General features: G+C 61.9%; 20 protein-coding genes. 12 read left to right on the top strand and 8 right to left on the bottom strand.

Annotation, left to right across the window (positions count from 1 at the left end):
- Positions 1-41: 41 nt before the first annotated feature.
- The 3 genes from K6M89_RS11505 to K6M89_RS11495 form a co-directional block, all read right to left on the bottom strand.
- Complete coding sequence (locus K6M89_RS11505) at positions 42-1,733, bottom strand: DEAD/DEAH box helicase (protein ID WP_222139522.1); 1,692 nt, start codon at positions 1,731-1,733, stop codon at positions 42-44.
- A 247-nt stretch (positions 1,734-1,980) separates the two neighbouring features.
- Complete coding sequence (locus K6M89_RS11500; RefSeq protein ID WP_222139521.1) at positions 1,981-3,096, bottom strand: DNA alkylation repair protein; 1,116 nt, start codon at positions 3,094-3,096, stop codon at positions 1,981-1,983.
- A gap of 20 nt (positions 3,097-3,116) precedes the next feature.
- Complete coding sequence (locus K6M89_RS11495; RefSeq protein ID WP_097578409.1) at positions 3,117-4,145, bottom strand: LacI family DNA-binding transcriptional regulator; 1,029 nt, start codon at positions 4,143-4,145, stop codon at positions 3,117-3,119.
- A gap of 162 nt (positions 4,146-4,307) precedes the next feature.
- Between K6M89_RS11495 and K6M89_RS11490 the strand changes: the two genes are divergently transcribed.
- Together K6M89_RS11490 and K6M89_RS11485 are read left to right on the top strand one after the other, a co-directional pair.
- Complete coding sequence (locus tag K6M89_RS11490) at positions 4,308-5,255, top strand: dihydrodipicolinate synthase family protein (RefSeq protein ID WP_222139520.1); 948 nt, start codon at positions 4,308-4,310, stop codon at positions 5,253-5,255.
- Positions 5,256-5,457: 202 nt separating this feature from the next.
- A complete protein-coding gene (locus tag K6M89_RS11485; protein ID WP_097578411.1) occupies positions 5,458-6,843 on the top strand; it encodes an MFS transporter in 1,386 nt (461 codons plus the stop codon).
- 109 nt (positions 6,844-6,952) lie between these two features.
- On the opposite strand, the gene K6M89_RS11480 is transcribed toward K6M89_RS11485, so the two are convergent.
- Positions 6,953-7,261: a hypothetical protein gene (locus tag K6M89_RS11480; protein WP_222139519.1), complete on the bottom strand. Its 309-nt coding sequence runs from the start codon at positions 7,259-7,261 to the stop codon at positions 6,953-6,955.
- A 337-nt stretch (positions 7,262-7,598) separates the two neighbouring features.
- Here K6M89_RS11480 and K6M89_RS11475 point away from each other — a divergent pair, with 337 nt between their 5' ends.
- A complete protein-coding gene (locus K6M89_RS11475; RefSeq protein ID WP_222139518.1) occupies positions 7,599-11,006 on the top strand; it encodes a response regulator in 3,408 nt (1,135 codons plus the stop codon).
- On the opposite strand, the gene K6M89_RS11470 is transcribed toward K6M89_RS11475, so the two are convergent.
- The 3 genes from K6M89_RS11470 to mnmC2 form a co-directional block, all read right to left on the bottom strand.
- Entirely contained in the window at positions 11,000-11,299 is a 300-nt protein-coding gene (locus tag K6M89_RS11470) for a type II toxin-antitoxin system RelE/ParE family toxin (RefSeq protein ID WP_222139517.1), read from the bottom strand. The two genes, K6M89_RS11475 and K6M89_RS11470, sit on opposite strands and share 7 nt — an antisense overlap.
- Positions 11,296-11,544 (bottom strand): type II toxin-antitoxin system ParD family antitoxin, encoded by a 249-nt coding sequence (locus K6M89_RS11465; protein ID WP_222139516.1) that lies wholly within the window; start codon positions 11,542-11,544, stop codon positions 11,296-11,298. Before K6M89_RS11465 ends, K6M89_RS11470 begins: the two co-directional genes overlap by 4 nt.
- A gap of 71 nt (positions 11,545-11,615) precedes the next feature.
- A complete protein-coding gene (gene mnmC2, locus K6M89_RS11460; protein WP_222139515.1) occupies positions 11,616-12,341 on the bottom strand; it encodes a tRNA (5-methylaminomethyl-2-thiouridine)(34)-methyltransferase MnmC2 in 726 nt (241 codons plus the stop codon).
- Here mnmC2 and K6M89_RS11455 point away from each other — a divergent pair.
- The 8 genes from K6M89_RS11455 (at position 12,340) to K6M89_RS11420 (ending at position 17,835) form a co-directional block, all read left to right on the top strand.
- Positions 12,340-13,518: an NAD(P)/FAD-dependent oxidoreductase gene (locus tag K6M89_RS11455; RefSeq protein ID WP_222139514.1), complete on the top strand. Its 1,179-nt coding sequence runs from the start codon at positions 12,340-12,342 to the stop codon at positions 13,516-13,518. The two genes, mnmC2 and K6M89_RS11455, sit on opposite strands and share 2 nt — an antisense overlap.
- A 114-nt stretch (positions 13,519-13,632) precedes the next feature.
- Positions 13,633-14,340: a DUF1045 domain-containing protein gene (locus K6M89_RS11450; RefSeq protein WP_222139513.1), complete on the top strand. Its 708-nt coding sequence runs from the start codon at positions 13,633-13,635 to the stop codon at positions 14,338-14,340.
- A gap of 112 nt (positions 14,341-14,452) precedes the next feature.
- Positions 14,453-15,376, top strand: a complete 924-nt coding sequence (gene puuE / locus K6M89_RS11445) for an allantoinase PuuE (protein WP_222139512.1) — start codon at positions 14,453-14,455, stop codon at positions 15,374-15,376.
- Positions 15,376-15,876, top strand: coding sequence for a 2-oxo-4-hydroxy-4-carboxy-5-ureidoimidazoline decarboxylase (uraD, locus tag K6M89_RS11440; RefSeq protein ID WP_097578422.1), 501 nt, complete (start codon positions 15,376-15,378; stop codon positions 15,874-15,876). Before puuE ends, uraD begins: the two co-directional genes overlap by 1 nt.
- Complete coding sequence (locus K6M89_RS11435) at positions 15,873-16,235, top strand: HepT-like ribonuclease domain-containing protein (RefSeq protein ID WP_009988784.1); 363 nt, start codon at positions 15,873-15,875, stop codon at positions 16,233-16,235. The genes uraD and K6M89_RS11435 overlap by 4 nt, the downstream gene beginning before the upstream one ends.
- Before the next feature lie 5 nt (positions 16,236-16,240).
- Positions 16,241-16,741 carry an ureidoglycolate lyase gene (locus K6M89_RS11430; RefSeq protein WP_222139511.1) on the top strand — a complete coding sequence of 167 codons (501 nt, stop codon included), beginning with the start codon at positions 16,241-16,243 and terminating at the stop codon, positions 16,739-16,741.
- Positions 16,738-17,094 carry a hydroxyisourate hydrolase gene (gene uraH / locus K6M89_RS11425; RefSeq protein ID WP_222139510.1) on the top strand — a complete coding sequence of 119 codons (357 nt, stop codon included), beginning with the start codon at positions 16,738-16,740 and terminating at the stop codon, positions 17,092-17,094. The genes K6M89_RS11430 and uraH overlap by 4 nt, the downstream gene beginning before the upstream one ends.
- Positions 17,095-17,835 (top strand): metallophosphoesterase family protein, encoded by a 741-nt coding sequence (locus tag K6M89_RS11420; protein ID WP_222139509.1) that lies wholly within the window; start codon positions 17,095-17,097, stop codon positions 17,833-17,835.
- A gap of 183 nt (positions 17,836-18,018) precedes the next feature.
- On the opposite strand, the gene K6M89_RS11415 is transcribed toward K6M89_RS11420, so the two are convergent.
- Positions 18,019-18,630, bottom strand: a complete 612-nt coding sequence (locus K6M89_RS11415) for a CDP-alcohol phosphatidyltransferase family protein (protein WP_222139508.1) — start codon at positions 18,628-18,630, stop codon at positions 18,019-18,021.
- Positions 18,631-18,830: 200 nt separating this feature from the next.
- On the opposite strand from K6M89_RS11415, the gene K6M89_RS11410 reads away from it, so the two are divergent.
- Positions 18,831-20,615, top strand: coding sequence for a bifunctional alpha/beta hydrolase/class I SAM-dependent methyltransferase (locus K6M89_RS11410; RefSeq protein WP_222139507.1), 1,785 nt, complete (start codon positions 18,831-18,833; stop codon positions 20,613-20,615).
- The last annotated feature ends 6 nt before the right edge of the window (positions 20,616-20,621 follow it).

Genomic DNA, 20,621 nt, shown 5'->3' with positions numbered 1-20,621 from the left:
CCGGGTTTGCCCGGCCTTTGCACTTTTCAATCGGTCGCTGATCAGGCGCGTTCGCGGCGCTGGCCGCCATTGCGGGAGCCGGAGCCGCCGCGGCGGTTGCCGTCATTGCCCTCGCGGCGTGGTTCGCCGCCCTGGGCCTGATGCTGACCGCGGTCTTCGCCGTGCTTGCGGGCCGGGCGGCCGTGGGCGTGGCGGTTATTGCCGCGGTGATGACCGCTCGGCTCGCCATTGGCGTGGGCGCCTTGATGTGCGGGACGCTGCGGCTTTGCCGAGGGGCGGAAGTCGGAGGTCGAGACCAGATCATTGTCGGGGCCGAGGTTCGGGGCCGCTTCACCGCGGCGCTGGCCGCGGAAGTCCTCGTTGCGGCCTGTACGCTCGGGACGCGGGCGGCGTTCCTGGCGGCTGCCGCGATGCTCCGAGCGGTTGGCATCGCCACGGCCTTCGCCGCGACCCTGGCCTTCGCGACCTTGACCTTCGCGACCATGGCCGCCACCGCGGTTGCGGTTGTTGCCATTGCCGTTGCCGCGGCGGGGGCCGCTACTGTTGATATTGGCCGGCGGTTCGCCGCTTGCGACTGCTATGTCGATGCCCATCAGGCGCTCGATATCACGCAGCAGCTTGGCTTCGTCGGGAGCACAGAAGGCAATGGCGATGCCGTCGCGGCCGGCGCGCGCCGTGCGGCCGATGCGATGGACATAGGCGTCGGGCACCTCCGGCAGGTCGTAGTTGTAGACGTGGCTGACGGCAGGAATATCGATGCCGCGGGCGGCAACGTCGGTGGCGATCAGCGTCTTGATGCTGCCGTCACGGAAGGCCTTCAGCGCCCGCTCGCGCTGGCCCTGGCTCTTGTTGCCGTGGATCGAGGCGACGGAATAGCCGATATTGTCGAGGTGCTTCATCAGCTTCTCGGCACCGTGCTTGGTGCGCAGGAAGACGATGGCGCGGCCGTCGGGATTTTCGGTCAGCGACTTGCGCAGCAGTTCCGTCTTGTCGTTCTTGCCGGCGACGAAATGGACATACTGCTCGACCTTGTCGGCGGCCTTGCCCGGAGGCGTGACTTCGACCTTGACGGGATCGACGAGATATTCGCCGGCGAGATCGGCGATCGCCTTCGGCATGGTGGCCGAAAACAGCATGGTCTGGCGCTTCTTCGGCACCAGCTTGGCGATCTTGCGCAGATCGTGCACGAAGCCGAGGTCGAGCATCTGGTCGGCTTCATCAAGCACGAGATAGCGCACCGTGGTCAGGGTGATGGCGCGGCGATTGACGAGATCAAGCAGGCGGCCGGGCGTGGCGACCAGAACATCGGTGCCTTTTTCCAGCTGAAGCTGCTGCTTGTTGATCGAGACGCCGCCGACGACGACATTGATGCGCAGCGGCGATTTGCGGATGAATTTCTTCAGGTTGTCGGCGATCTGGTTCACCAGCTCGCGGGTCGGCGCCAGGATCAACGTCCGCGTCGTGCGGTTGTCGGGTCGACGCTCGTCGGCAAGCAGCTTTTCGATAAGCGGCAGGCCGAAGGCGGCGGTCTTGCCGGTGCCTGTCTGGGCAAGCCCGATCAGGTCTCGGCCCTGGAGGAGGAGGGGGATGGCCTGTTCCTGGATCGGCGTCGGCGTTTCGATGCCGAGCTGGAACAAGGTGGCGACGATCGGCTTGGAGACGCCAAGCGATTCAAAATTAGTCAAGGCATAACCTTTCGGGGCGCCACAACGACTATGTCCGGAACGCACCATGCGATCCGGTTTCATTCTGGCGTCAAGAACCCCGCGTGAAGTGGGAACTTGTGAGTTGGAAAAAGCTTTCCAGCGCTTCTGGCCGCTAATGGGAGAGTGCGGCCTCTATCGAAATGCGCTTTTGTCCCTTCTTCCTGCGTTTCGTATTTTTTAGCAGGGGCACGCTCACGCGGCGGCCGGAAGGGTGAAAGCTGAGCCGCATTTGGGCTAATTCGCGTGGAAAGTCAAGTGCGGTGCACAAAAAGCCTTAGCTCGGATCGGGCGACGGCATTTTCAGGATGAAGCTTTCCGACGCGCTTTCCGCGCCATTGACGAGGATGGCGATGCGGTGTTGCCCGGGATAATAGCGTCGCGTGGTGATCGGCCGCATGGCGTGGCGGCGCTCGATCGCCTGGCTCTGCCCGGGCGCAAGCATGATCGACTTGCACTTGAAGACCTTCGGGGACAGCGAGCCGTCAGCCTTCACATGGTGGATAGCGTAGTCGATCATGACCGATTGCGCGGCCTTACCGGCATTGGTCACCCGGATTACGAAATCCAGCCCTTCACCGAACATTACCTCGCCGTTGACCAGGCGGAGTTCGCATTCGAGCGAAGCGGATGCGCCGAAGCCGAAATTGGCGAGCGCCTGAGCATGGCCCTTCTTCAAGAGCGTGCGCGAGGCATGTTTCAGCAGCCGGCGGCGTTCGCTGGAGGCGCCCTGGATATGGCCGGCGATGAAGGCGGCGACCATATCCGGATGATCCTTTGCGATATCGTTCAGGCTGTTGGCGACGGAGCGGCGGACATAATCTTCCGGATCGTCCATCAGCGCGGTCAGGATCGGCAGGATCGGCGCGGGATCCTTGACGAGCTGCGGCAGGCGCATGGCCCAGGGTAGACGCGGCCGCGTTCCCTCGCTAGCCAGCCGGCGCACATGCTGGTCGGGATCATCGAGCCAGCCGGAGATGATGGCAAGCGCGCGCTGCTGGTCGCGATGGATGAAGGGACGGATACCGAATTCGGCGGTGAAATGCGGCGTCAGCGCCTTGAGGAGATCGAGGCCAAGCTCGAAATGATCGGGGCCGCGCGCGGCGATGAACTGGTTGACCGGCAGCAGCATCCAGCCGGACAGTCCTGGCCTGGCTAATGTAGGCAAGCTCGCCTTCAGGATGGCGGCTGCTTCAATAAAATCGTCGGGAAGGGTGGCAAACAGCGCGTCGCGGATCAGCGCCGAACGTTCCATCAGTTCCAGCGAATCGAGCCCATCGGTCGCCAACCGCATGAAACGCTGCTCGTCGAAGGCCGGCGCATTGGCGGCGATGCGGTCGGCCATATCGCCGACCAGCGCCGCATGCAGCAGGTTCTTGAGTGGTTCCGGCATGCTGATCCTCTCGCGATCTTTCAGCGCAGCGGCGCTGTTGATTTCCTGGGAATGAGTGTCGGAGCCGAAATCCGGATGCGATCGTCGACGGAACCGCCATCACCCGCAAGGAGATCAAGGGCATTTGCAGCGATCTGCTCGAACGGGACGCGCAACGTCGTGAGCGGCGTAGGAAGGTGGCTGACGATCGGAATGTCATTGTAACCGACGATCGATATATCCTGCGGTACGGAAAGGCCAAGTTTGGTCAACCCCGACAAGGCGCCGATGGCGGTATTGTCGTTGACGGCAAAAATAGCGGTGGGGCGAGGGCTAAGGTTCATCAGCGTCTCAACGGCGACGGCGCCGGACTCGATGCCGAATGTCGAGGGGATGATGCAGGAGAGATCCACAGTCAGTCCCGCTTCGTTCAGTGCTTGGCTGAAACCCTCCACGCGGCCTCGCGAACTGGAGGCATAGGACGGGCCGGCAATGACGCCGATCCTGCGATGGCCGAGGTCGAGCAGGTGGCGCGCGGCGAGGTAGCCGCCCAGCCTGTCATCGCCAACGGAGGAAAGGCTGTGGCCGTCGGTTCGCAGCGCCAGCACATAGGGAACACCGCGTCTCGCCAGCTCGTCCGGAAAGTCGTCATCTTCCCGCGCCGTGGAAAGGATCAGTCCATCGACGCCGCGTCTCAGCAGGGACTCGGCGGCAAGGCGGTCGGCCTTCGGCTTGTCGTCGGTGGTGGCGACAATAGCGAAGCGGCCCGTACGACTGCAGGCTTTGGCGAGCGCTTCGTAAAGCATAGCCATGACCGTATCCGTCAGCCTCGGCACGATCACGCCGACCGTCATGGTGTTGCCACGCCTGAGGCTCGCTGCCGAAACGTCCCTGACGTAGCCAAGCTCTTCCGCCACCTTGCGAACGCGGCGGGCGGTATCGCTGTCGGAGCGGGGAAGCCGCTCGTCCAGGATGCGGGATACGGTGGATTTGGAAACGCCGGCTGCGGCAGCCACGTCAAGAATGGTGACGCGGCTTTGACCGGGCATTTCGTCCAACTTTGAATTCATTGAAGCTTTTCCATTCGAGTCGCGGCAGTCGGGCGCCGTTCGCGAACATGCACCAAAAAAAGAATTGACTCCAGAGAATTCGAGAACGATATTGGGAACGTTCCCACTAACGATCCCGTCGCTGATCGTGGATGAGCAGCGATCGCAAAGGAGGAGATCAAGATGCAACCGATGGATCTGCGCGGGCTGAGCCCGGCGCCCGTTACCGCCTTCACTCGCGACGGCGAAGTCGACCACAAGGCCAACGCAAAGATCGCCAAATGGCTGGTTTCGATGGAAGGCGTTAAAAGCCTCGTTATTCTCGGCCATGCCGGTGAGGGCACTTTCCTCACCGAGGAGGAGCGCCTCGCTCTTATCCGCACCTATGTCGAGGCGGTCGACGGGGCCGTGCCGATCATTGCCGGGATCACCGGCGAAGGTACCAAGGTAGCTGCCGAAGAGGCGAAAAAGTGCAAGGCCGCCGGCGCCACCGGCGCGCTTGTCTATCCGAACCATGGCTGGCTGCGCTTCGGCTTTCAGAAGGGCGCTCCCCAGGATCGCTACAAGGCGATCTGGCAGGAATCCGGCCTGCAGTGCATCCTGTTCCAATATCCTGACGCCACCAAGGCATCTTATGATCTCGACACGCAGCTGGCGATCGCCACGCAGGAAGGTGTCGTCGCCACCAAGAACGGCGTGCGCAACATGAAGCGCTGGTACGTCGAGATTCCGGAACTGAAGAAGGCCAACCCCAATCTTCAGGTTCTGAGCTGCCACGACGAATGGCTGCTGCCGACCATGTTCGACGTCGACGGCTTGCTGGTCGGCTATGGCAATATCGCGCCGGAACTGCTGATCGACTTGATCAAGGCAGGCAAGGCGCAGAACTATCCAGAAGCCCGGAAGATTTTCGAACGCCTTCTGCCGGTGACTCGGGCCGTCTATCATCGCGGCTCCCATATGGAGGGCACCGTGGCGCTCAAACTCGGTCTCGTGCATCGCGGCGTGCTTGATCATGCGACCATCCGCGAGCCGCTGAAGAGCCTTGGCGAAAAAGCCGAAGCGGAAATTTTTGCCGCCTTCGACGCCGCCGGTATCGGCCGAGTCGACCAGCTCCTGGCTGCCGAGTGATGCATCCGACGCTCCTGCGCATGCCGCGGGAGCGTCATTCCGATGGGAGGGAGGAAGCCGTGGAAAGCAGCCTTTGCCGAAGATGGCATTTCCCTTTGAAGCCCATTGCACTGACAGGACAAGCTGACACGTAGCAATAAACATCGAACAGGAGCGCCCCTGGCCGGGAGAGTGGTAGCCACGGGGCGAGAAGGAGGAACCAATGAATGTCATGCAGCCTATGCCGGCCGAGGCGGCGAATGCCGCTGATCAACAGGCCGAAATCAGCGCTCGCCTGGAGCGTCTTCCCATCACCCGCGAGGTCTTCTGGGCGCGCAATATCATCGGCGCAGCCACTTTTTTCGACGGCTATACGGTGATCGCCATCGCTTATGCCATGCCCGTGCTGGTGCGCGAGTGGGGGCTCAGCCCTGCACAGACCGGCATGATCCTGTCGATGGGCTATCTCGGCCAATTGATCGGCGCCGTCCTGTTCGGCTGGCTCGCCGAGAAGATCGGCCGGTTGAAGGTTCTTCTGTTCACCATCCTGCTCTTCGTCAGCATGGATGTCGCCTGCCTGTTTGCCGCCGGCGCCGGAATGATGATGGCCTTCCGGTTCGTCCAGGGAATCGGCACGGGCGGTGAGGTGCCTGTCGCAAGCGCCTATATCAATGAGCTGATCGGATCGAAGGGGCGCGGCAAATTCTTCCTTCTCTACGAGGTCATGTTCCTGCTCGGCCTGGTCGGCGCCGGGCTGATCGGCTACTTCATGGTGCCGGTCTACGGCTGGAAGGCGATGTTCGTCGTCGGCCTCGTTCCCGCAATCCTGATGATCCCGTTGCGCTGGTTCCTGAAGGAGTCGCCGCGCTGGCTGGCCGCAAACGGTCGCTACGAGGAAGCCGACGCGATCGTCACCCGCATGGAAGAGAGTGCTCGCGCAACCGGCAAGGAGCTGCCTGAGCCGAAGCGCGTCCAGGCGCCGGTCCGCCGTACATCCGACTGGCGGGAGCTCTTCCAGGGAATTTACCTGAAGCGAACGCTCACCATCTGGGCCATGTGGTTCACCGCCTATACGGTCGCCAACGGTACGATTACATGGCTACCGACGCTCTATCGGCAGGTCTTCAACCTTCCGCTGCAAACGAGCATCTTTTATGGATTCCTGACCTCGCTCGGAGGCGTGATCGCCGCCGTCATCTGCGCGCTGCTCATCGACAAGGTGGGGCGCAAGCGCTGGTACACCGGCGCGCTGCTTCTCGCTCCCCTGCCGCTTCTGGCGCTCGCATGGCTCGGCGCAACCTCCGCCATACAGGTTCTGATCCTTGGCGGGCTTGCCTATGCCATCGTCCAGACAGTCACCTTTTCGCTCTATCTCTATTCGGCGGAAATCTACCCGACGCGCCTCAGGGCGCTCGGAACAGGAACCGGCAGCGCCTGGCTTCGCCTGGGTTCATCGACCGGCCCGATCATCGTCGGCACGCTGATGTCTTCCCTGGGCATCCAATATGTCTTCGCGAGTTTCGCAGCCATTCTGATCGTCGGGGCGATCGTGACGATGTTCTTTGCCGTGGAAACCAAGGGCCGCGTTCTGGAGGAGCTTTCTCCGTAACGGATGCAGCTCCGGTGCAAGCAATCGATCTGGCGGGCGAAAGCCCGCCAGATCAGCGCGTTGTGGCCGGCGCCGCCGGGAGCTCAAGCGGCGCCGGGTGTGGTTTGCCCTATTCTCGGCAGACCTTGACGCGATAAGGCTCGCCCCAGCGATCGTGCCGCCATTCGATATGGCAATAGGACGGCCGGTAATAGCTCCGGTAGATGGGGTAAGGTCGATAGACGGGATAAGCCGGATAAACGGGGTAGGCGGGGCGGGTGGCCTCGGACAGCAGCGCGCCGCCGACGACGCCGGCGGCAAGGCCGCCCCAGAAGGCATCGCGTGGACGGGCATCGGCGGTGGTGGCGGTGGCGAGCGAGGCGCCGGCAAGGGTCAGCGCGATCAGGCCCGTCGCCATGGTCTTATGAAGAACGGACATGTTAACTTCCTTATCTAGACTGGCTTCGATAAAGCCGTGTTCAGACTCCGCCCCGATCGCGGCGGCGCGATGGCTGCGCAAGCGCTTGCCGCATTAAATTTTCGTCATGATTTCAACGGCCCGTGACATGGCAGCTCGTTGTTCAAGGCGGCAGAATGCCGACTGCGCCCCGGTCCTTTCAGTCTCGTGCCACCCGGGCGGTTAATCTGGGGATGTTCGGCTCGGTGAAGCGGCCCTAAAAATCCGCTGCTGAAATATATGGTTAAAACCTTGTTAAAAGCCTTGGCGTTATAGTCTTTGTCGTTGATATTTCACTTATTGCGGGAGCGTCAATTTCTTGAAATCAGCCGGGGACATATTGGAGTTGGCTTGCCGCCGGATCGCTGATCTGGATACCCCGGCCTATGTCAAGAATAGCGAGCTGCGTTATGTCGCCGTCAACGAGGCCTATGCCCGTTTCTTCGGCCGCGAGATTTCCGATTTCATCGGCAGGCGCAGCCGCGAACTCTTCGACCGTCCCGAAGAGGAGGAACGTGAGGACAAGGAACGTCGCGCGCTGGTATTCGGCACCGAGGAAAACGCCATCTGCTTCGACGCGGCGAGCCTCAACCATGAGCGCATCCAGATCGAAAGTTTCTCGCCGTCGCCGGAGCGGATCTATGTGCTCGGGATCTTCGAAGCCCGCGAGCGCCGCGCCGTTGGCAACAAGGGGATCGGCGGCAGCCCTCAGACTGTAAACGATAACGGGATAGCAAGCGACCCTGCCTCGGCCGCCGATCTTGCCCAGGTGCGTGAGGCACTGGAAAAGCTCGATCAACCGATCGGCATTTTCGCCGCAGACGGCCGCCCGCTGGTTGTCAACGCCGCTCATCGCAAGGGCGCACGTCCTGCGCCCGCCGGCGATTCGGCCTGGGGTGACAGCGTCAGCGAACTCGACGCGCTGCGCACTGTGCTGGAAGATCTGCCGGTTGCCGTCTTCGTACGTGATGACAAGCATCGCCTGATCTATGCTAACAAATATTACGAGACCTTCAGCGGCGGCACCCGCTCCGAGTATCTGGGAATGACCGAACACGAGATGTTCGGGCCGGAAGGTGCTGAGCCGATCTACCAGGAAAACCTGCTGGCGCTCAGGGATGGCATTTCGGTGGAGCTCGAGAGCGAGATGCCGAGCAAGGGCGGCCACGTCTATCCCGTCATCTCTCGCGTCAACCGCGTCATCACGGCGGATGGGCGAACCTATGTCGTCGGCTCCTTTTCCGACATCTCGCCGCTCAAGGAGCGCGAGAAGGCGCTGATCGCCTCGCGCAAACAGGAAGAAGTGCTGCATCGGGATATCGAGAGCATCCTGCGTTCGCTGCCGATCGGCGTGCTGATCCTCGATAACGACCATCGGATTCTCTACGTCAACGACGAATTCTACAGCATCTGGGAGCTGCCGCGCGAGGATCGTTTCGACGGGCGCCCCTTCATCGATGTCATTCGCCGGAACTACGAGCTCGGGCGTTACGACGGGACGCGAACGCCGGAAGAGCTCTATGCCTTTCGCAAGCACTTGTTCGAAGCCGAGGAGCCGGAGCCGATCGAGGTCGGCTGGGCGGGCGGCAAATCCGTCATCTTCGACAGCCGGCGCATTTCCAACGACCGCATCCTGCTGACCTATGCCGATATTTCGGCGGTGCGCGAGCGGGAGAAGGAAATTCACGAGACCCGCGCCGCGCTCGAGCGGGTCGGCGAAATGATGCGCGATGCGACGCACGCCATGTCGCAAGGGCTTGCCATCGTCCAGGACGGGATCATCAAGATGTCCAACGAGGCGATGGCCGATATCCTGCAGATCCCGCCGCATTATATCGCGGCCGGCCAGGGCTGGCTCGGCATGTTCGAATTCTGCGCGGCGCGCGGCGATTTTCACGATGCGGCGGCCGAAATCCTGGAGGGTTGGCGCGCCAATATCGCGGCAAGGCAACCGATCTCAACCGTCTTCCATGTCGCCGGCGAGCGCTGGGTGAATATGGATGCAACGATCAGCACGGGGCAGCATTGGGTGGCGCTGTTTACCGATGTCACCGAGCTCAAGAGCCGTGAGGAGGAATTGCGCGAGCTGCTGTCGCGCGCTGAAGCCGCCGACCGCGCCAAATCCGAATTCCTCGCCAATATGAGCCATGAGATCCGCACGCCGATGAACGGCGTGCTCGGCATGGCGGAGCTGCTGGCCAAAACCAATCTCGATACGCGCCAGAAAACCTTCATCGACATCATCGTCAAGTCGGGCAATGCGCTGCTGACGATCATCAACGACATTCTCGATTTCTCGAAGATCGATGCCGGACAGATGACGCTGCGCAAGGCGGCGTTCGATATCACCGAAGCGGTAGAGGATGTGGCGACGCTTCTCTCCTCGCATGCCGCCGAGAAGAACATCGAGCTGCTGGTGCGGGCCGCACCCGATCTGCCCGCCGCCGTGATCGGCGATGCCGGCCGCTTCCGCCAGATCGTCACCAATCTCGTCGGCAATGCCGTCAAGTTCACCGAGCGTGGCCATGTCTTCGTCGATGTCGGATTCGAGAGCGTCGCCGGCGGCGAGATCATGACGAATATCCGGATCGAAGATACGGGTATCGGTATTCCTCAGGAAAAGCTGGAATCGGTGTTCGACAAGTTCTCGCAGGTCGACGCCTCCTCGACCCGGCGGCATGAAGGAACAGGGCTCGGACTTGCGATCACGGCCGGGCTCGTCGACCTCTTTGGCGGATATATCAAGGTCGAGAGCCAATGGGGCAAGGGCTCGGTCTTCACCGTCAAACTGCCCTTTGCGGTGGCGGCCGCCCACCTCGAGCCGAAGCCGCTGCCGATCAACGTGCAGGGCGCGCGCATCCTCGTCATCGACGACAATGAGGTCAACCGGCGCATCCTCACCGAGCAGCTTTCGCTCTGGGGCTTCGACGGCGTTGCTGCCGAAGGCGGCGGCACCGGCCTTGCGATCCTGGAGGCGGCGGCTGATCTCGGTGTTACCGTCGATGCCGTCATACTCGACTATCACATGCCCGACATGAACGGCGCCAATGTCGCCCGCCGGCTGCGCGCCGATCCCCGCTTTGTCGAGCTGCCGATCATTTTCCTGACGTCAATGGATATCTCAGGCACGGAAAAGGAGTTCGCGGCGCTGAACGGCCAGGCGCATCTGATGAAGCCGGCGCGCGCCAACGTGCTGCGTAACACCGTCGTCGAGGTGGTTCGCGCCCGGCGCGTGAAGCAGGCTTCGCAGGCCGAAATCACCCGGTTGCAGGCCGAAACGGCCGGGCCGGCACCGGTGCCTGCGCCGCAGAAGCGGGCGGCTGAATTCGTCGACGTGCTCGTCGCCGAAGACAACGAGGTCAACCAGATCGTCTTCACCCAGATCCTGCAGGGAACGGGGCTTTCCTTCCTTGTTGTCAATAACGGGCAGGAGGCAGTCGCGGCCTGGGAGAGCCACACGCCGCGCATCATCATGATGGATGTCTCGATGCCCGTCATGAACGGCCATGAGGCGACCCGGACGATCCGCGAAAGGGAAAAGGGGCAGGACCAGCGTGTGCCGATCATCGGCGTCACCGCCCATGCGCTCGAAAGCGACCGGGAGGCTTGCCTCGACGCCGGTATGGACGACTACATGTCGAAGCCGATCAGCCCCGAGCTGCTAGAAGAAAAGATCCGGCAATGGCTCGGCAAAGACGACCAGCAGCCGGGGCGTACGAGCTACTGATCCTTTCGAGGAAACAGGATGCTCTCGAAATCCTGAGCACCGTTCAGGATATGCAAAATTTCGATCCGATCCTCGCCGACTCGATAGAAGATCAGGTAGTTGCCGTAAGGACGGCGGCGGATGTGTTCGTAGCGTGGAACTAACGAAAAACCGTTCGGCGTGTCCGCCAGATGTTCACATCGGTCCACTAGTTCATGGATGAAACTCACTGCCCGCTGCGGATTATCCATTGCGATATAATCGGCGATACGCTCAAGATCCGTCTCCGCCCGAGCGGTAATGAAGACGATCACGAACGGCTTTCATATTTTGCAGTAAGGCGGGCGGCGACATCACCAATGGGCTTGAGGCGGCCAGCCTCCGCGTCGGCGATTCCCTGGCCGATTGCTAGATCGAGCGCCATCAGCCGTTTTTCCCGTTCCTCGACAAGTCGAATGCCTTCGCGCAGAACTTCGCTGCGAGAATTATATCGTCCCGATTTTACGAGTTCGTTTACATAGGTTTCGAGCTGCTGTCCAAGGTTCGCGCTGCTTGCCATATCCGCTCCTTTTTGAGCACTATCGCATGAGTTGATAACTGTTAGCAATACGCAATGTAGTCCAGCAGGTCCTACCGGGCCGCCTTCACACCGGAGAGCATTTCGCGCTTGCCCGCGAAACCTTTGCGGCGTTCCACGGCAAAACCGGCGGCGATGAGGTTGCGGCGCACGAAGCCGGCCGCGGCATAGGTGGCGAAGGTGCCGCCGGCGACGGTCCTTTCGTTGATCTCACGCATCAATTCCTCCGACCACATGTCGCCGTTGCGTGACGGGGCGAAGCCGTCGAGATACCAAGCGTCGAAGCCCGGCTTCGCCGTCTTGACGCCGTCGAGGGCCGGGCCGCAGACGACGCTGAGCCGCGTCTGGTCGTCGAGGTCGAGCGAGACGGTCCCATCAGGCGCTTGCGGCCAGGCCGTTATCAGCGCTTCGCGCTCGGCATCGATCTCCGGCCAGTGCGACAGCGCCCGGCCGATCTCTTCGCCGCGCATCGGATGGAGTTCGAAGGAGATGAAATGCAGATGCTGGCCGGCCGCGCGATGCTGCTTCCATTGCCGCCAGGTCTCGGCGAAGTTCAGGCCGGTGCCGAAGCCGAGTTCGCCGATCACGAATGTCTGCCGCCCGCTCCAGCGCTCCGGCAGGCCGTTGCCGGCGAGGAAGACGTGGCCGCATTCCAGCCGGCCATCGGTCTGGCAATAAAAATGATCGCCAAAAGTCGTGGAATAAGGCATATCGCCGTCGCGCCATTCGAGCGGCTGCGGCGCGCCCGCGCCAATCTGATCTGGGTTCACGTCTGTCATGGAAAAAGCCGATAGTCCTGCGCCGGCGTCCGGTCAATCTTCTTGCGACCTGCTGATCGTCGGCGGCGGCATCATGGGTCTCTGGGCGGCCGTCCATGCCGAGCGGCGCGGCATGAGCACCCTTCTTGCCGATGCCGGCAGGCTGGGCAGAGGTGCGAGCGGCGGCCTGCTCGGGGCGCTGCTGCCGCATATGCCGGACCGCTGGTCTGAGAAGAAGCAGTTCCAGTTCGATGCGCTGGTCTCGCTCGAAGCCGAAATCGCCGCGCTCGAAGCGGCAACCGGGCTTTCCGCCGGTTATAATAGGTCCGGGCGGTTGATCCCGCTGCCGAAACCGCATCTCAACCGTATAGCCCGCGGCCATTCCGCGGACGCCGAGCGCCACTGGCGGGCAGGCGAGCGCCGGTTCCACTGGCATGTGCTCGACCGGCCCGATGTAGGAGGCTGGGTCGAGGCCTCTGCCGGCGAGAGCGGTTTCGTGCATGATACGCTTGCCGGCCGCGTCGCCCCCCGCTCGCTGATCTCAGTGCTGGTCGCCTTCCTGCAGCAAGCAAAACATGTGCGCATCATGGAAAATGCTGATGTTGCCGATCTCGATCCGGACCGAGGCACGGCCGCGATAGGCAGCGAAACCGTCACCTTCGGCCGCTGCATCCTGGCCGCCGGTCATCGGTCTTTTCCCCTGCTGCAGGAGCTGACGCTGGGGCTGAAACAGCCGCTCGGCCAGCCGGTGAAGGGGCAGGCGGCGCTATTGAGGGCGGAGATCGACCCGGCACTGCCGACGATCTTCCTCGACGGTCTCTATGTCGTCGCGCATGAGGGCGGGCATGCGGCGATCGGCAGCACCAGCGAGAACCGCTTCGACGATCCCGTTTCCACCGATGCCCAGCTCGACGCGCTGATCGAGGCGGCGCGCGCCATCGTTCCGATCCTTCGCGACGCGCCGATCGTCGAACGCTGGGCGGGGCTTCGCCCGAAGGCCATCGACCGCGATCCGATGATCGGCCGCCATCCCGACCACACGCGGCTGATCGCATTGACCGGCGGTTTCAAGGTCAGCTTCGGCCTTGCCCACCGGCTGGCGGAGGCGGCAGTTTGTATCGCAGGCGATACAGATTGCGAATTTTTCCTGCCGGAAAGCTTTGCGATTTCAAGCCATATCGCTGTGGCTTCACGTTAAACGTGAATTAGGTACAGCTGTGTTTCGTTATTCTGTCATGCAAATCACCTATCTGCTTGCGCATCGGCAGCGCCCAATTTCAGCGGCGCTCACTTCCTTGATGGAGGAAATTGCATGCGCTATGCCATTTGCTTCACGCCTCCGGCAAGCGACCCGTTGTCGCTCGTGGCCGCCAATTGGCTTGGTCGAAACGTATTTTCCGGCGATATGCTGGAGCCTCCGGCCGTCCGCGGCCTCGGCATTCACGAGATCGCCTTCCATACCGCTTTGCCGCGGCGCTATGGTTTCCACGGCGTTCTGAAGGCGCCGTTCCATCTGTCCGGCGATATGTCCGAATCGCAACTCCTGCGCGATCTCATGCGTTTTGCCGGGACATTCGCTCCCTTCCAGATTTCACGTCTCGAAATTGCCCGGCTCGGCAGTTTCTACAGCCTCATGCCGAGCGCTCCTTGTGAGCAGATCCAGTATCTGGCTTCGGCGATCGTCCAGGAGTTCGATCGCTACCGCGCGCCCCTGAGCGAGGCCGACATCGAGCGCAGCGATCCAGATGGATTGTCGGCGGCGCAGTTTGCCAATCTGCATCGTTGGGGCAATCCTTATGTCATGGACGAGTTTCGCTTCCATATGCCGGTGACAGGCTCCATCAACGCGGTCGACATGCCCCGCGTCGAACAGGCGCTGCGAACAATCTTCATGCCCGTCCTGAAGGAGCCGGTGATGGTTTCGAACGTGGCATTGATGATCGAAGAGGGTACCGGCGGTCCCTTCCGCGTCCATTCGCTGCACCCCATGGGCAAGGTCAGCGCGCGCAGGATCGCCTGAGTAGCGTTAAGCTAAGTGATTGTGCCGAAAGGATAAATTCTGCAGCGCAGTTTCCGTCTCGACATTCCGGCTGCGGATGATACCGTTCCCCGTCTTTTCAGAAGGTGATTTGATGGTATCCGAGACTTATCCGCGCAATCTCGTCGGCTACGGGCGTCAGACGCCCGATCCGAAATGGCCGGGCGAGGCACGCGTTGCCGTGCAGTTCGTCATCAATTACGAGGAGGGCGGCGAAAGCTCGATCCTCGACGGCGATCCCGCTTCGGAAAACCTGCTGTCGGAGATCGTCGGCGCAGCCGCCTGGCCGGGGCAACGCAATCTCAATATGGAATCGATCTACGAATATGGTTCGCGGGCCGGCTTCTGGCGGCTCTGGCGGATGTTCACCGATCTCAAGGTGCAGGCGACCGTCTACGGCGTGACGCTGGCGATGGCGCGAAACCCCGAGGCCGTCGCCGCCATGAAGGAGGCCGGCTGGGAGATCGCCAGCCATGGCTACCGCTGGCTGGAATACAAGGATTTCCCCGAGGATCTCGAGCGCAAGCACATTCTCGAGGCCGTGCGCCTGCACACCGAACTGACCGGGGAGCGGCCTTACGGCATGTATCAGGGCAAGCCTTCCGACAACACGCTTCGGCTGGTGCAGGAGGAGGGCGGTTTCCTCTATTCCTCCGATTCCTATGCCGACGACCTGCCTTACTGGGTGAAGGGCGTCGACGGGAAACCCTTCCTGATCATTCCCTATACGCTTGAAACCAACGACATGCGTTTTGCCACGGCGCAGGGCTTCAACGCAGGCGATCAGTTCTTCACCTATCTAAAGGATGCCTTCGACACGCTCTATGAGGAGGGCAAGGCGGGCAGCCCGAAGATGATGTCGGTCGGCCTGCATTGCCGCCTCGTCGGACGGCCGGGCCGGGCGGCGGCGCTGAAGCGCTTCATCGACTATGTGCTGAAGCACGACAAGGTCTGGATTCCGCGCCGCATCGAGATTGCCGAGCATTGGCACCAGCAGCATCAGCCGGACGCGCTCTGATGATATCGCGCGAGGATTTCGTCTCCCGCTTCGGCGGCGTCTTCGAACATTCGCCTTTCATCGCCGAGCGCGCCTATGACAACGGCAGCGTGATAGAGCCGCTGACGGCATCAGGGGTGCATGCTGCGCTTGCCGCCGTTTTCCGGGCGGCAAGCCGGGAAGAGCGTCTCGGCGTGCTCAGCGCCCATCCGGATCTCGCCGGGCGCCTGGCGATCGCAGGAGAACTCACCGAAGACAGCCGCAAGGAGCAGTCGGGAGCCGGTCTCGACCGGCTGAGCCCGGCCGAGCATGCCCGCTTCAGCGAACTTAATTCGGCCTATGTCGAAAAATTCGGCTTTCCTTTCATCATCGCCGTCAAAGGGCTCGGCAAGGATGACATCCTTTCGGCCTTCGAGAGGAGGATCGGTAATGGCCGGGATGAAGAATTCGCGACCGCAACGGCGCAGGTCGAACGGATCGCACTGCTGCGCCTGACATCGATGTTGCCGGAGGGTGAATGAGCGAGCCGCGTGCTATCGACTATCTCAATGAAATGCAGAAGGCGGCCGCCGAAGCATTGTATTTTGTCGGCGGAATGGATGAGGCGGCCTTCGCCGAGGACAATCTCACTTTCAAGGCCGTTGCCTTCTGCCACTTCACCATCGGCGCGGCTGCATCCCGCCTGCTCGTAGCCCATCCGGAATTTGCCACCGAGCATCCCACTTTGCCGTGGACGAAAATCTGCGGCACGGGCAACCGTATCCTCGAAGACGTCTTCGCCCTCGATCCCTCCGACATCTGGGAGGCAACCTATCGCACGCTGCCGGAACTTCTAGTCGAGATCGATGCCATTCGTCACTGGCATGCCGAAGGCGAGTGAAGCCGTTGCCCGAATTTCTCGACATCCGTCCATTGACCAGATCGACCTTCGCCCCGTTCGGCGAGGTGATCGAAGCCGATCCAGCCTCGATGCGGCTCATCAATGGCGGTACGACCGAGCGTTTTCATGCGCTGGCCGCAGCCGAGGCGGCGGGCGAGGGCGCGCGCGTCATCATCAACCTGTTTCGCGGCCAGCCGCGCAGCTTTCCCTATGATGTCGATATGATGGAGCGCCATCCTTTCGGCAGCCAGAGCTTCTCGCCGCTTTCCGGCCGGCCCTTCCTCGTCGTCGTCTCCGAGGACGAGAACGGGCGCCCCGGCCGGCCGCAGGTGTTTCTCGCGCGCGGGGATCAGGGGGTGAATTACCGCCGCAATGTCTGGCATCATCCGCTGATGGCGCTTGGCCAGCCCTCCGATTTCCTGGTCGTCGATCGCGACGGACCAGGCAACAATCTGGAAGAATTCTTCTTCGAAACCCCCTTCGTCATCAAAGAGCCAGCCCCATGACCGGACTGACCACGCATGTTCTCGACACCGCCCTCGGCAAGCCGGCCAAGGGCCTCAGGATCGATCTTTTCCAGCTCGAGGGCGAGATCCGCAGGCATCTGAAGACGGTCGCGACCAATGCCGACGGCCGGATCGATGGCGGCCCGATCCTCGCCGGCGAACATTTCCGCGTGGGGATTTATGAACTGGTCTTCCACGCCGGCGATTATCTCAGGGCCTGCGGCACGCCGTTGCCACATCCGGCTTTCCTCGATCTGGTGCCAATCCGTTTCGGCATTGCCGACGTCACGGCCCATTATCATGTGCCGCTACTAATCTCGCCCTATGGTTATTCCACCTATCGAGGCAGCTAGATGAGATTTGCCGCGATCGCCGATATCCATGGCAACCATATGGCGCTCGAGGCAGTGCTTGCGGATATTCGCGCCGAAGGCATCGAGGAGATCGTCAATCTCGGCGATATCTTCAGCGGGCCGCTGGAGGCCGGCCGGACGGCGGATCTGCTGATGCCGCTCGGCCTGACGTCGGTGCGCGGCAATCACGACCGCTATCTGATCGAGCAGGATCCGGCTTCCATGCATGCCTCGGATGCCGCCGCCTATCGGCAATTGTCGCCATCCCAGCTCGGCTGGCTGCGCAGCCTGCCATTCGATGCCGTCTATCGCGGCGAGGCCTATCTCTGCCATGCAACGCCGAAAGACGACAATCTCTACTGGCTGGAGTCCGTCTCGCCGGACGGTATCGTTTTCCCGAAGCCGATCGAAGCGATCGAGGCGTTGGCTGAGGGCATAGACCTGCCGCTGATCCTTTGCGGGCACACGCACATTCCCCGCGCCGTCCGTCTCTCCGACGGCCGGCTGATCGTCAACCCCGGCAGCGTCGGCTGCCCTGCCTATGACGACGATCTGCCCTGCTACCACAAGGTCGAAGCCGGCCATCCGCTGGCCGGTTATGCCATTCTGGAAAAGTCGCCTGCGGGATGGACGTGGCAGTTCCGCAACGTCGCCTATGACAATCTTGCGATGTCGAGGCTGGCGGCGGAAAACCGCCGACCAGACTGGGCGAGTGCGCTGGCGACCGGTTGGCTGCGGTAGACGGCCGCCTTCGCGCGCGATAGCGGATTACTCCTTCGGAGGTGCAGCGGCGATAGCCGCCTGCGGTTAACAGGAGGGAGGGACCAGAAGATGTGCTCGCCAAGCGACTCGCAAGAAGCAGCGTTCGACGCAGTTCCCGGATAGTGTTGTCAGTGGAAACAGGCGGCAGATCGGCTCCGCTTCTTATCGGGCGGCCGTGCGCGCCTCGCGAATGCCGGCGCTGATACGGTTGATGATAGTCCATACGAGAAGGAGAGCCACCACCGCCCAAAGCCACACAGCCCATGCTGCGAAAGTACCGCCAACGGCGACAAAGATTCCGAGCGCGCCGAAAAGCACCGCACGGTCGCTCTTGCCCAGTGGCCCGTCGTAACGCCGGCTTGCGCCGACGGTTTGACCCAATACGCCGGCAAATTCCGTCAGCACCGAGAGGAAAATGACTGCCATTGCCGGCATCAGGCCGTTCGGATCGATCAGCGCAAACGGCAAATACAGGGCGATATCCGACACGACATCACCGATCTCGTTGAGATAGGCGCCCAAAATGCTTTTTTGCCCATGTTCGCGCGCGAGCATGCCGTCAATGGCATTGAGGCCCATGCGCAGGAGAAACCATGCAGGCACCAGCAGGAACCACTGCGGAAGCGAAACGACACTCAGGAAAAGGCCAAGTGCAACCGAGACGGCCGCGGCAACAGTCGTCACCTGATTGGCGGTGATGCCTCGCGCCGCCAGCGCGCGCACCAGAGGGCGAAGGATATTCTGAAACCGGGACTTCAATTGATAAACAGACATGCTACCTCAGTGGAGTTTCGCGGCATCGGAAAAATCTATCCCAGCTCCGGCGGTGCAGAACGTCGTGCTTATGGGGAAGCCGATACTTCATATCGGTTCTCGTATAGGGCTTACATTTGCGACTAGACTTTTGCAATGAATGCAAACCACTGTTCCGCCAATGGTTGCAACCCATCAACCGATCAAAAGAGGAGTAGACCGTGCTGCAAGCTGCCGATATCAGGCAACCGTCCTCGACGGCCAGGCCGATGCGTGAATCCGAATTCGTGTCGCACGATGGCACGCGGCTCTTTTATCGGACGTGGCCTGCGACCGGCGCCGCACCGAAGGGCGCAATCGTTCTTCTCCATCGCGGCCACGAGCATAGCGGCCGGGTCGCGCACCTCGCCACAGAGCTCGGTCTCGATGATTTTGCCTTGTACGCCTGGGACGCACGCGGCCACGGACGTTCACCGGGAGAACGCGGCTATTCGCCATCCTTCGCTGCTTCGGTGCGGGATCTCGATTGCTTCGTCCGCCATGTAAGCGAGACAAGCGGGACTGCCGTTGAAAACATCGCCGTCATTGCGCAGAGCGTCGGCGCGGTCCTCGCTACCACCTGGGTGCACGACTATGCGCCGCAGATCCGTGCGCTCGTGCTGGCCTCACCGGCCTTCAGTGTCAAGCTCTACGTACCTTTTGCCAGGGAAGGCATTGCGCTCTGGGAAAAGCTCAAGGGGACATTCTTCGTCAATTCCTACGTCAAGGCGAGGTTTCTGACGCACGATCCCGAGCGCATCGCCTCCTTTGAAGCCGACCCACTGATCACCCGGCCGATTGCCTCCAACATTCTGTTGCAGCTTTACGAAGCCGCAGCCCGCGTCGTCGACGACGCCCGCGCCATCACCGTGCCGACCCAACTGCTGATCTCCGGCAGTGACTGGGTGGTGCGACACGCGCCGCAGCACCGCTTCTACGAAAACCTCGGCAGCCGTATCAAGGAGCGGCATGTGCTTGCCGGCTTCTATCATGACACACTGGGTGAGAAGGACCGCGCGATTGCGCTCGCCGAGGTCCGCCGTTTTATCGATGCGCGGTTCGCCGAGCCCCGGGCGCCTGCCGACCTTCGCACTGCCCATGTCCAGGGCTATACAAAGGATGAGGCCGACCGGCTCGCCAGCCCTCTCGACCCCACGTCCCCACGCGGCATCTACTGGGCGCTCAGCCGTCTCAACATCAGGCTCGGCGCGCTGGTGTCGGAAGGCATAAAGACCGGGGTCAAGACCGGTTTCGATTCCGGCTCGACGCTCGACTACGTCTACGAAAACCAGCCGCGCGGGCTCGGTCCCGGCGGGCGGTTGATCGACAAGGTGTTTCTCGAGGCGATCGGCTGGCGCGGCATCAGGCAGCGCAAGCTGCATTTGCAGGAGCTGATCGAGGACGGGCTGCAGCGCCTGAAAGCAGCCGGCCGCAGCACCCATATGCTCGACATAGCGGCCGGGCACGGCCGTTATGTCCTTGATGCGATCGAGGCGGCTGCCGTGCGTCCCGATAGTGTGCGATTGCAGGATTATTCCCCCATCAACGTGGACGCCGGCCGCAACAGCATTGCCACGCGCGGGCTCAGTGATTTCGTGAGCTTTCGCCAGCAGGATGCCTTTGACGGCGAGGGGCTGGCTGCAATCACGCCGGCTCCGGATCTCGCAGTCGTCTCCGGCCTTTACGAGCTTTTCTCCGACAACGGGATGATTTCTAAGTCGCTCAACGGGATCGCCCGCGCGATGCGGCCCGGTGGTCTGCTCGTCTACACCAACCAACCATGGCATCCGCAACTGGAGATGATCGCCCGCGCCCTGACCTCCCACCGCGGCGGCCAAGCGTGGGTGATGCGGCGGCGGACGCAAGAAGAAATGGATCAATTGGTCGCCGCAGCCGGTTTCCGCAAGATCGAACAGCGCATCGACCAGTGGGGCATTTTCACCGTCTCGCTGGCGGAAAGAATTTGAGGGCAA

Origin of the sequence: Rhizobium croatiense (genome assembly GCF_019793465.1) — a bacterium.
GTDB classification, from domain to species: Bacteria; Pseudomonadota; Alphaproteobacteria; order Rhizobiales; family Rhizobiaceae; genus Rhizobium; species Rhizobium croatiense.
The sequence above is the reverse complement of the archived record's forward strand: the minus strand, read 5'-3'. Positions and strand labels throughout refer to the sequence as shown.

What these genes read in the sequence shown, in the direction of transcription:
- K6M89_RS11505 (WP_222139522.1), bottom strand. Translation starts at nt 1,733, where the DNA reads ATGGTGCGTTCCGGACATAGTCGTTGTGGCGCCCCGAAAGGTTATGCC.
- K6M89_RS11500 (WP_222139521.1), bottom strand. Translation starts at nt 3,096, where the DNA reads ATGCCGGAACCACTCAAGAACCTGCTGCATGCGGCGCTGGTCGGCGAT.
- K6M89_RS11495 (WP_097578409.1), bottom strand. Translation starts at nt 4,145, where the DNA reads ATGAATTCAAAGTTGGACGAAATGCCCGGTCAAAGCCGCGTCACCATT.
- K6M89_RS11490 (WP_222139520.1), top strand. Translation starts at nt 4,308, where the DNA reads ATGCAACCGATGGATCTGCGCGGGCTGAGCCCGGCGCCCGTTACCGCC.
- K6M89_RS11485 (WP_097578411.1), top strand. Translation starts at nt 5,458, where the DNA reads ATGAATGTCATGCAGCCTATGCCGGCCGAGGCGGCGAATGCCGCTGAT.
- K6M89_RS11480 (WP_222139519.1), bottom strand. Translation starts at nt 7,261, where the DNA reads ATGTCCGTTCTTCATAAGACCATGGCGACGGGCCTGATCGCGCTGACC.
- K6M89_RS11465 (WP_222139516.1), bottom strand. Translation starts at nt 11,544, where the DNA reads ATGGCAAGCAGCGCGAACCTTGGACAGCAGCTCGAAACCTATGTAAAC.
- K6M89_RS11455 (WP_222139514.1), top strand. Translation starts at nt 12,340, where the DNA reads ATGGAAAAAGCCGATAGTCCTGCGCCGGCGTCCGGTCAATCTTCTTGC.
- mnmC2 (WP_222139515.1), bottom strand. Translation starts at nt 12,341, where the DNA reads ATGACAGACGTGAACCCAGATCAGATTGGCGCGGGCGCGCCGCAGCCG.
- K6M89_RS11450 (WP_222139513.1), top strand. Translation starts at nt 13,633, where the DNA reads ATGCGCTATGCCATTTGCTTCACGCCTCCGGCAAGCGACCCGTTGTCG.
- puuE (WP_222139512.1), top strand. Translation starts at nt 14,453, where the DNA reads ATGGTATCCGAGACTTATCCGCGCAATCTCGTCGGCTACGGGCGTCAG.
- uraD (WP_097578422.1), top strand. Translation starts at nt 15,376, where the DNA reads ATGATATCGCGCGAGGATTTCGTCTCCCGCTTCGGCGGCGTCTTCGAA.
- K6M89_RS11435 (WP_009988784.1), top strand. Translation starts at nt 15,873, where the DNA reads ATGAGCGAGCCGCGTGCTATCGACTATCTCAATGAAATGCAGAAGGCG.
- uraH (WP_222139510.1), top strand. Translation starts at nt 16,738, where the DNA reads ATGACCGGACTGACCACGCATGTTCTCGACACCGCCCTCGGCAAGCCG.
- K6M89_RS11420 (WP_222139509.1), top strand. Translation starts at nt 17,095, where the DNA reads ATGAGATTTGCCGCGATCGCCGATATCCATGGCAACCATATGGCGCTC.
- K6M89_RS11415 (WP_222139508.1), bottom strand. Translation starts at nt 18,630, where the DNA reads ATGTCTGTTTATCAATTGAAGTCCCGGTTTCAGAATATCCTTCGCCCT.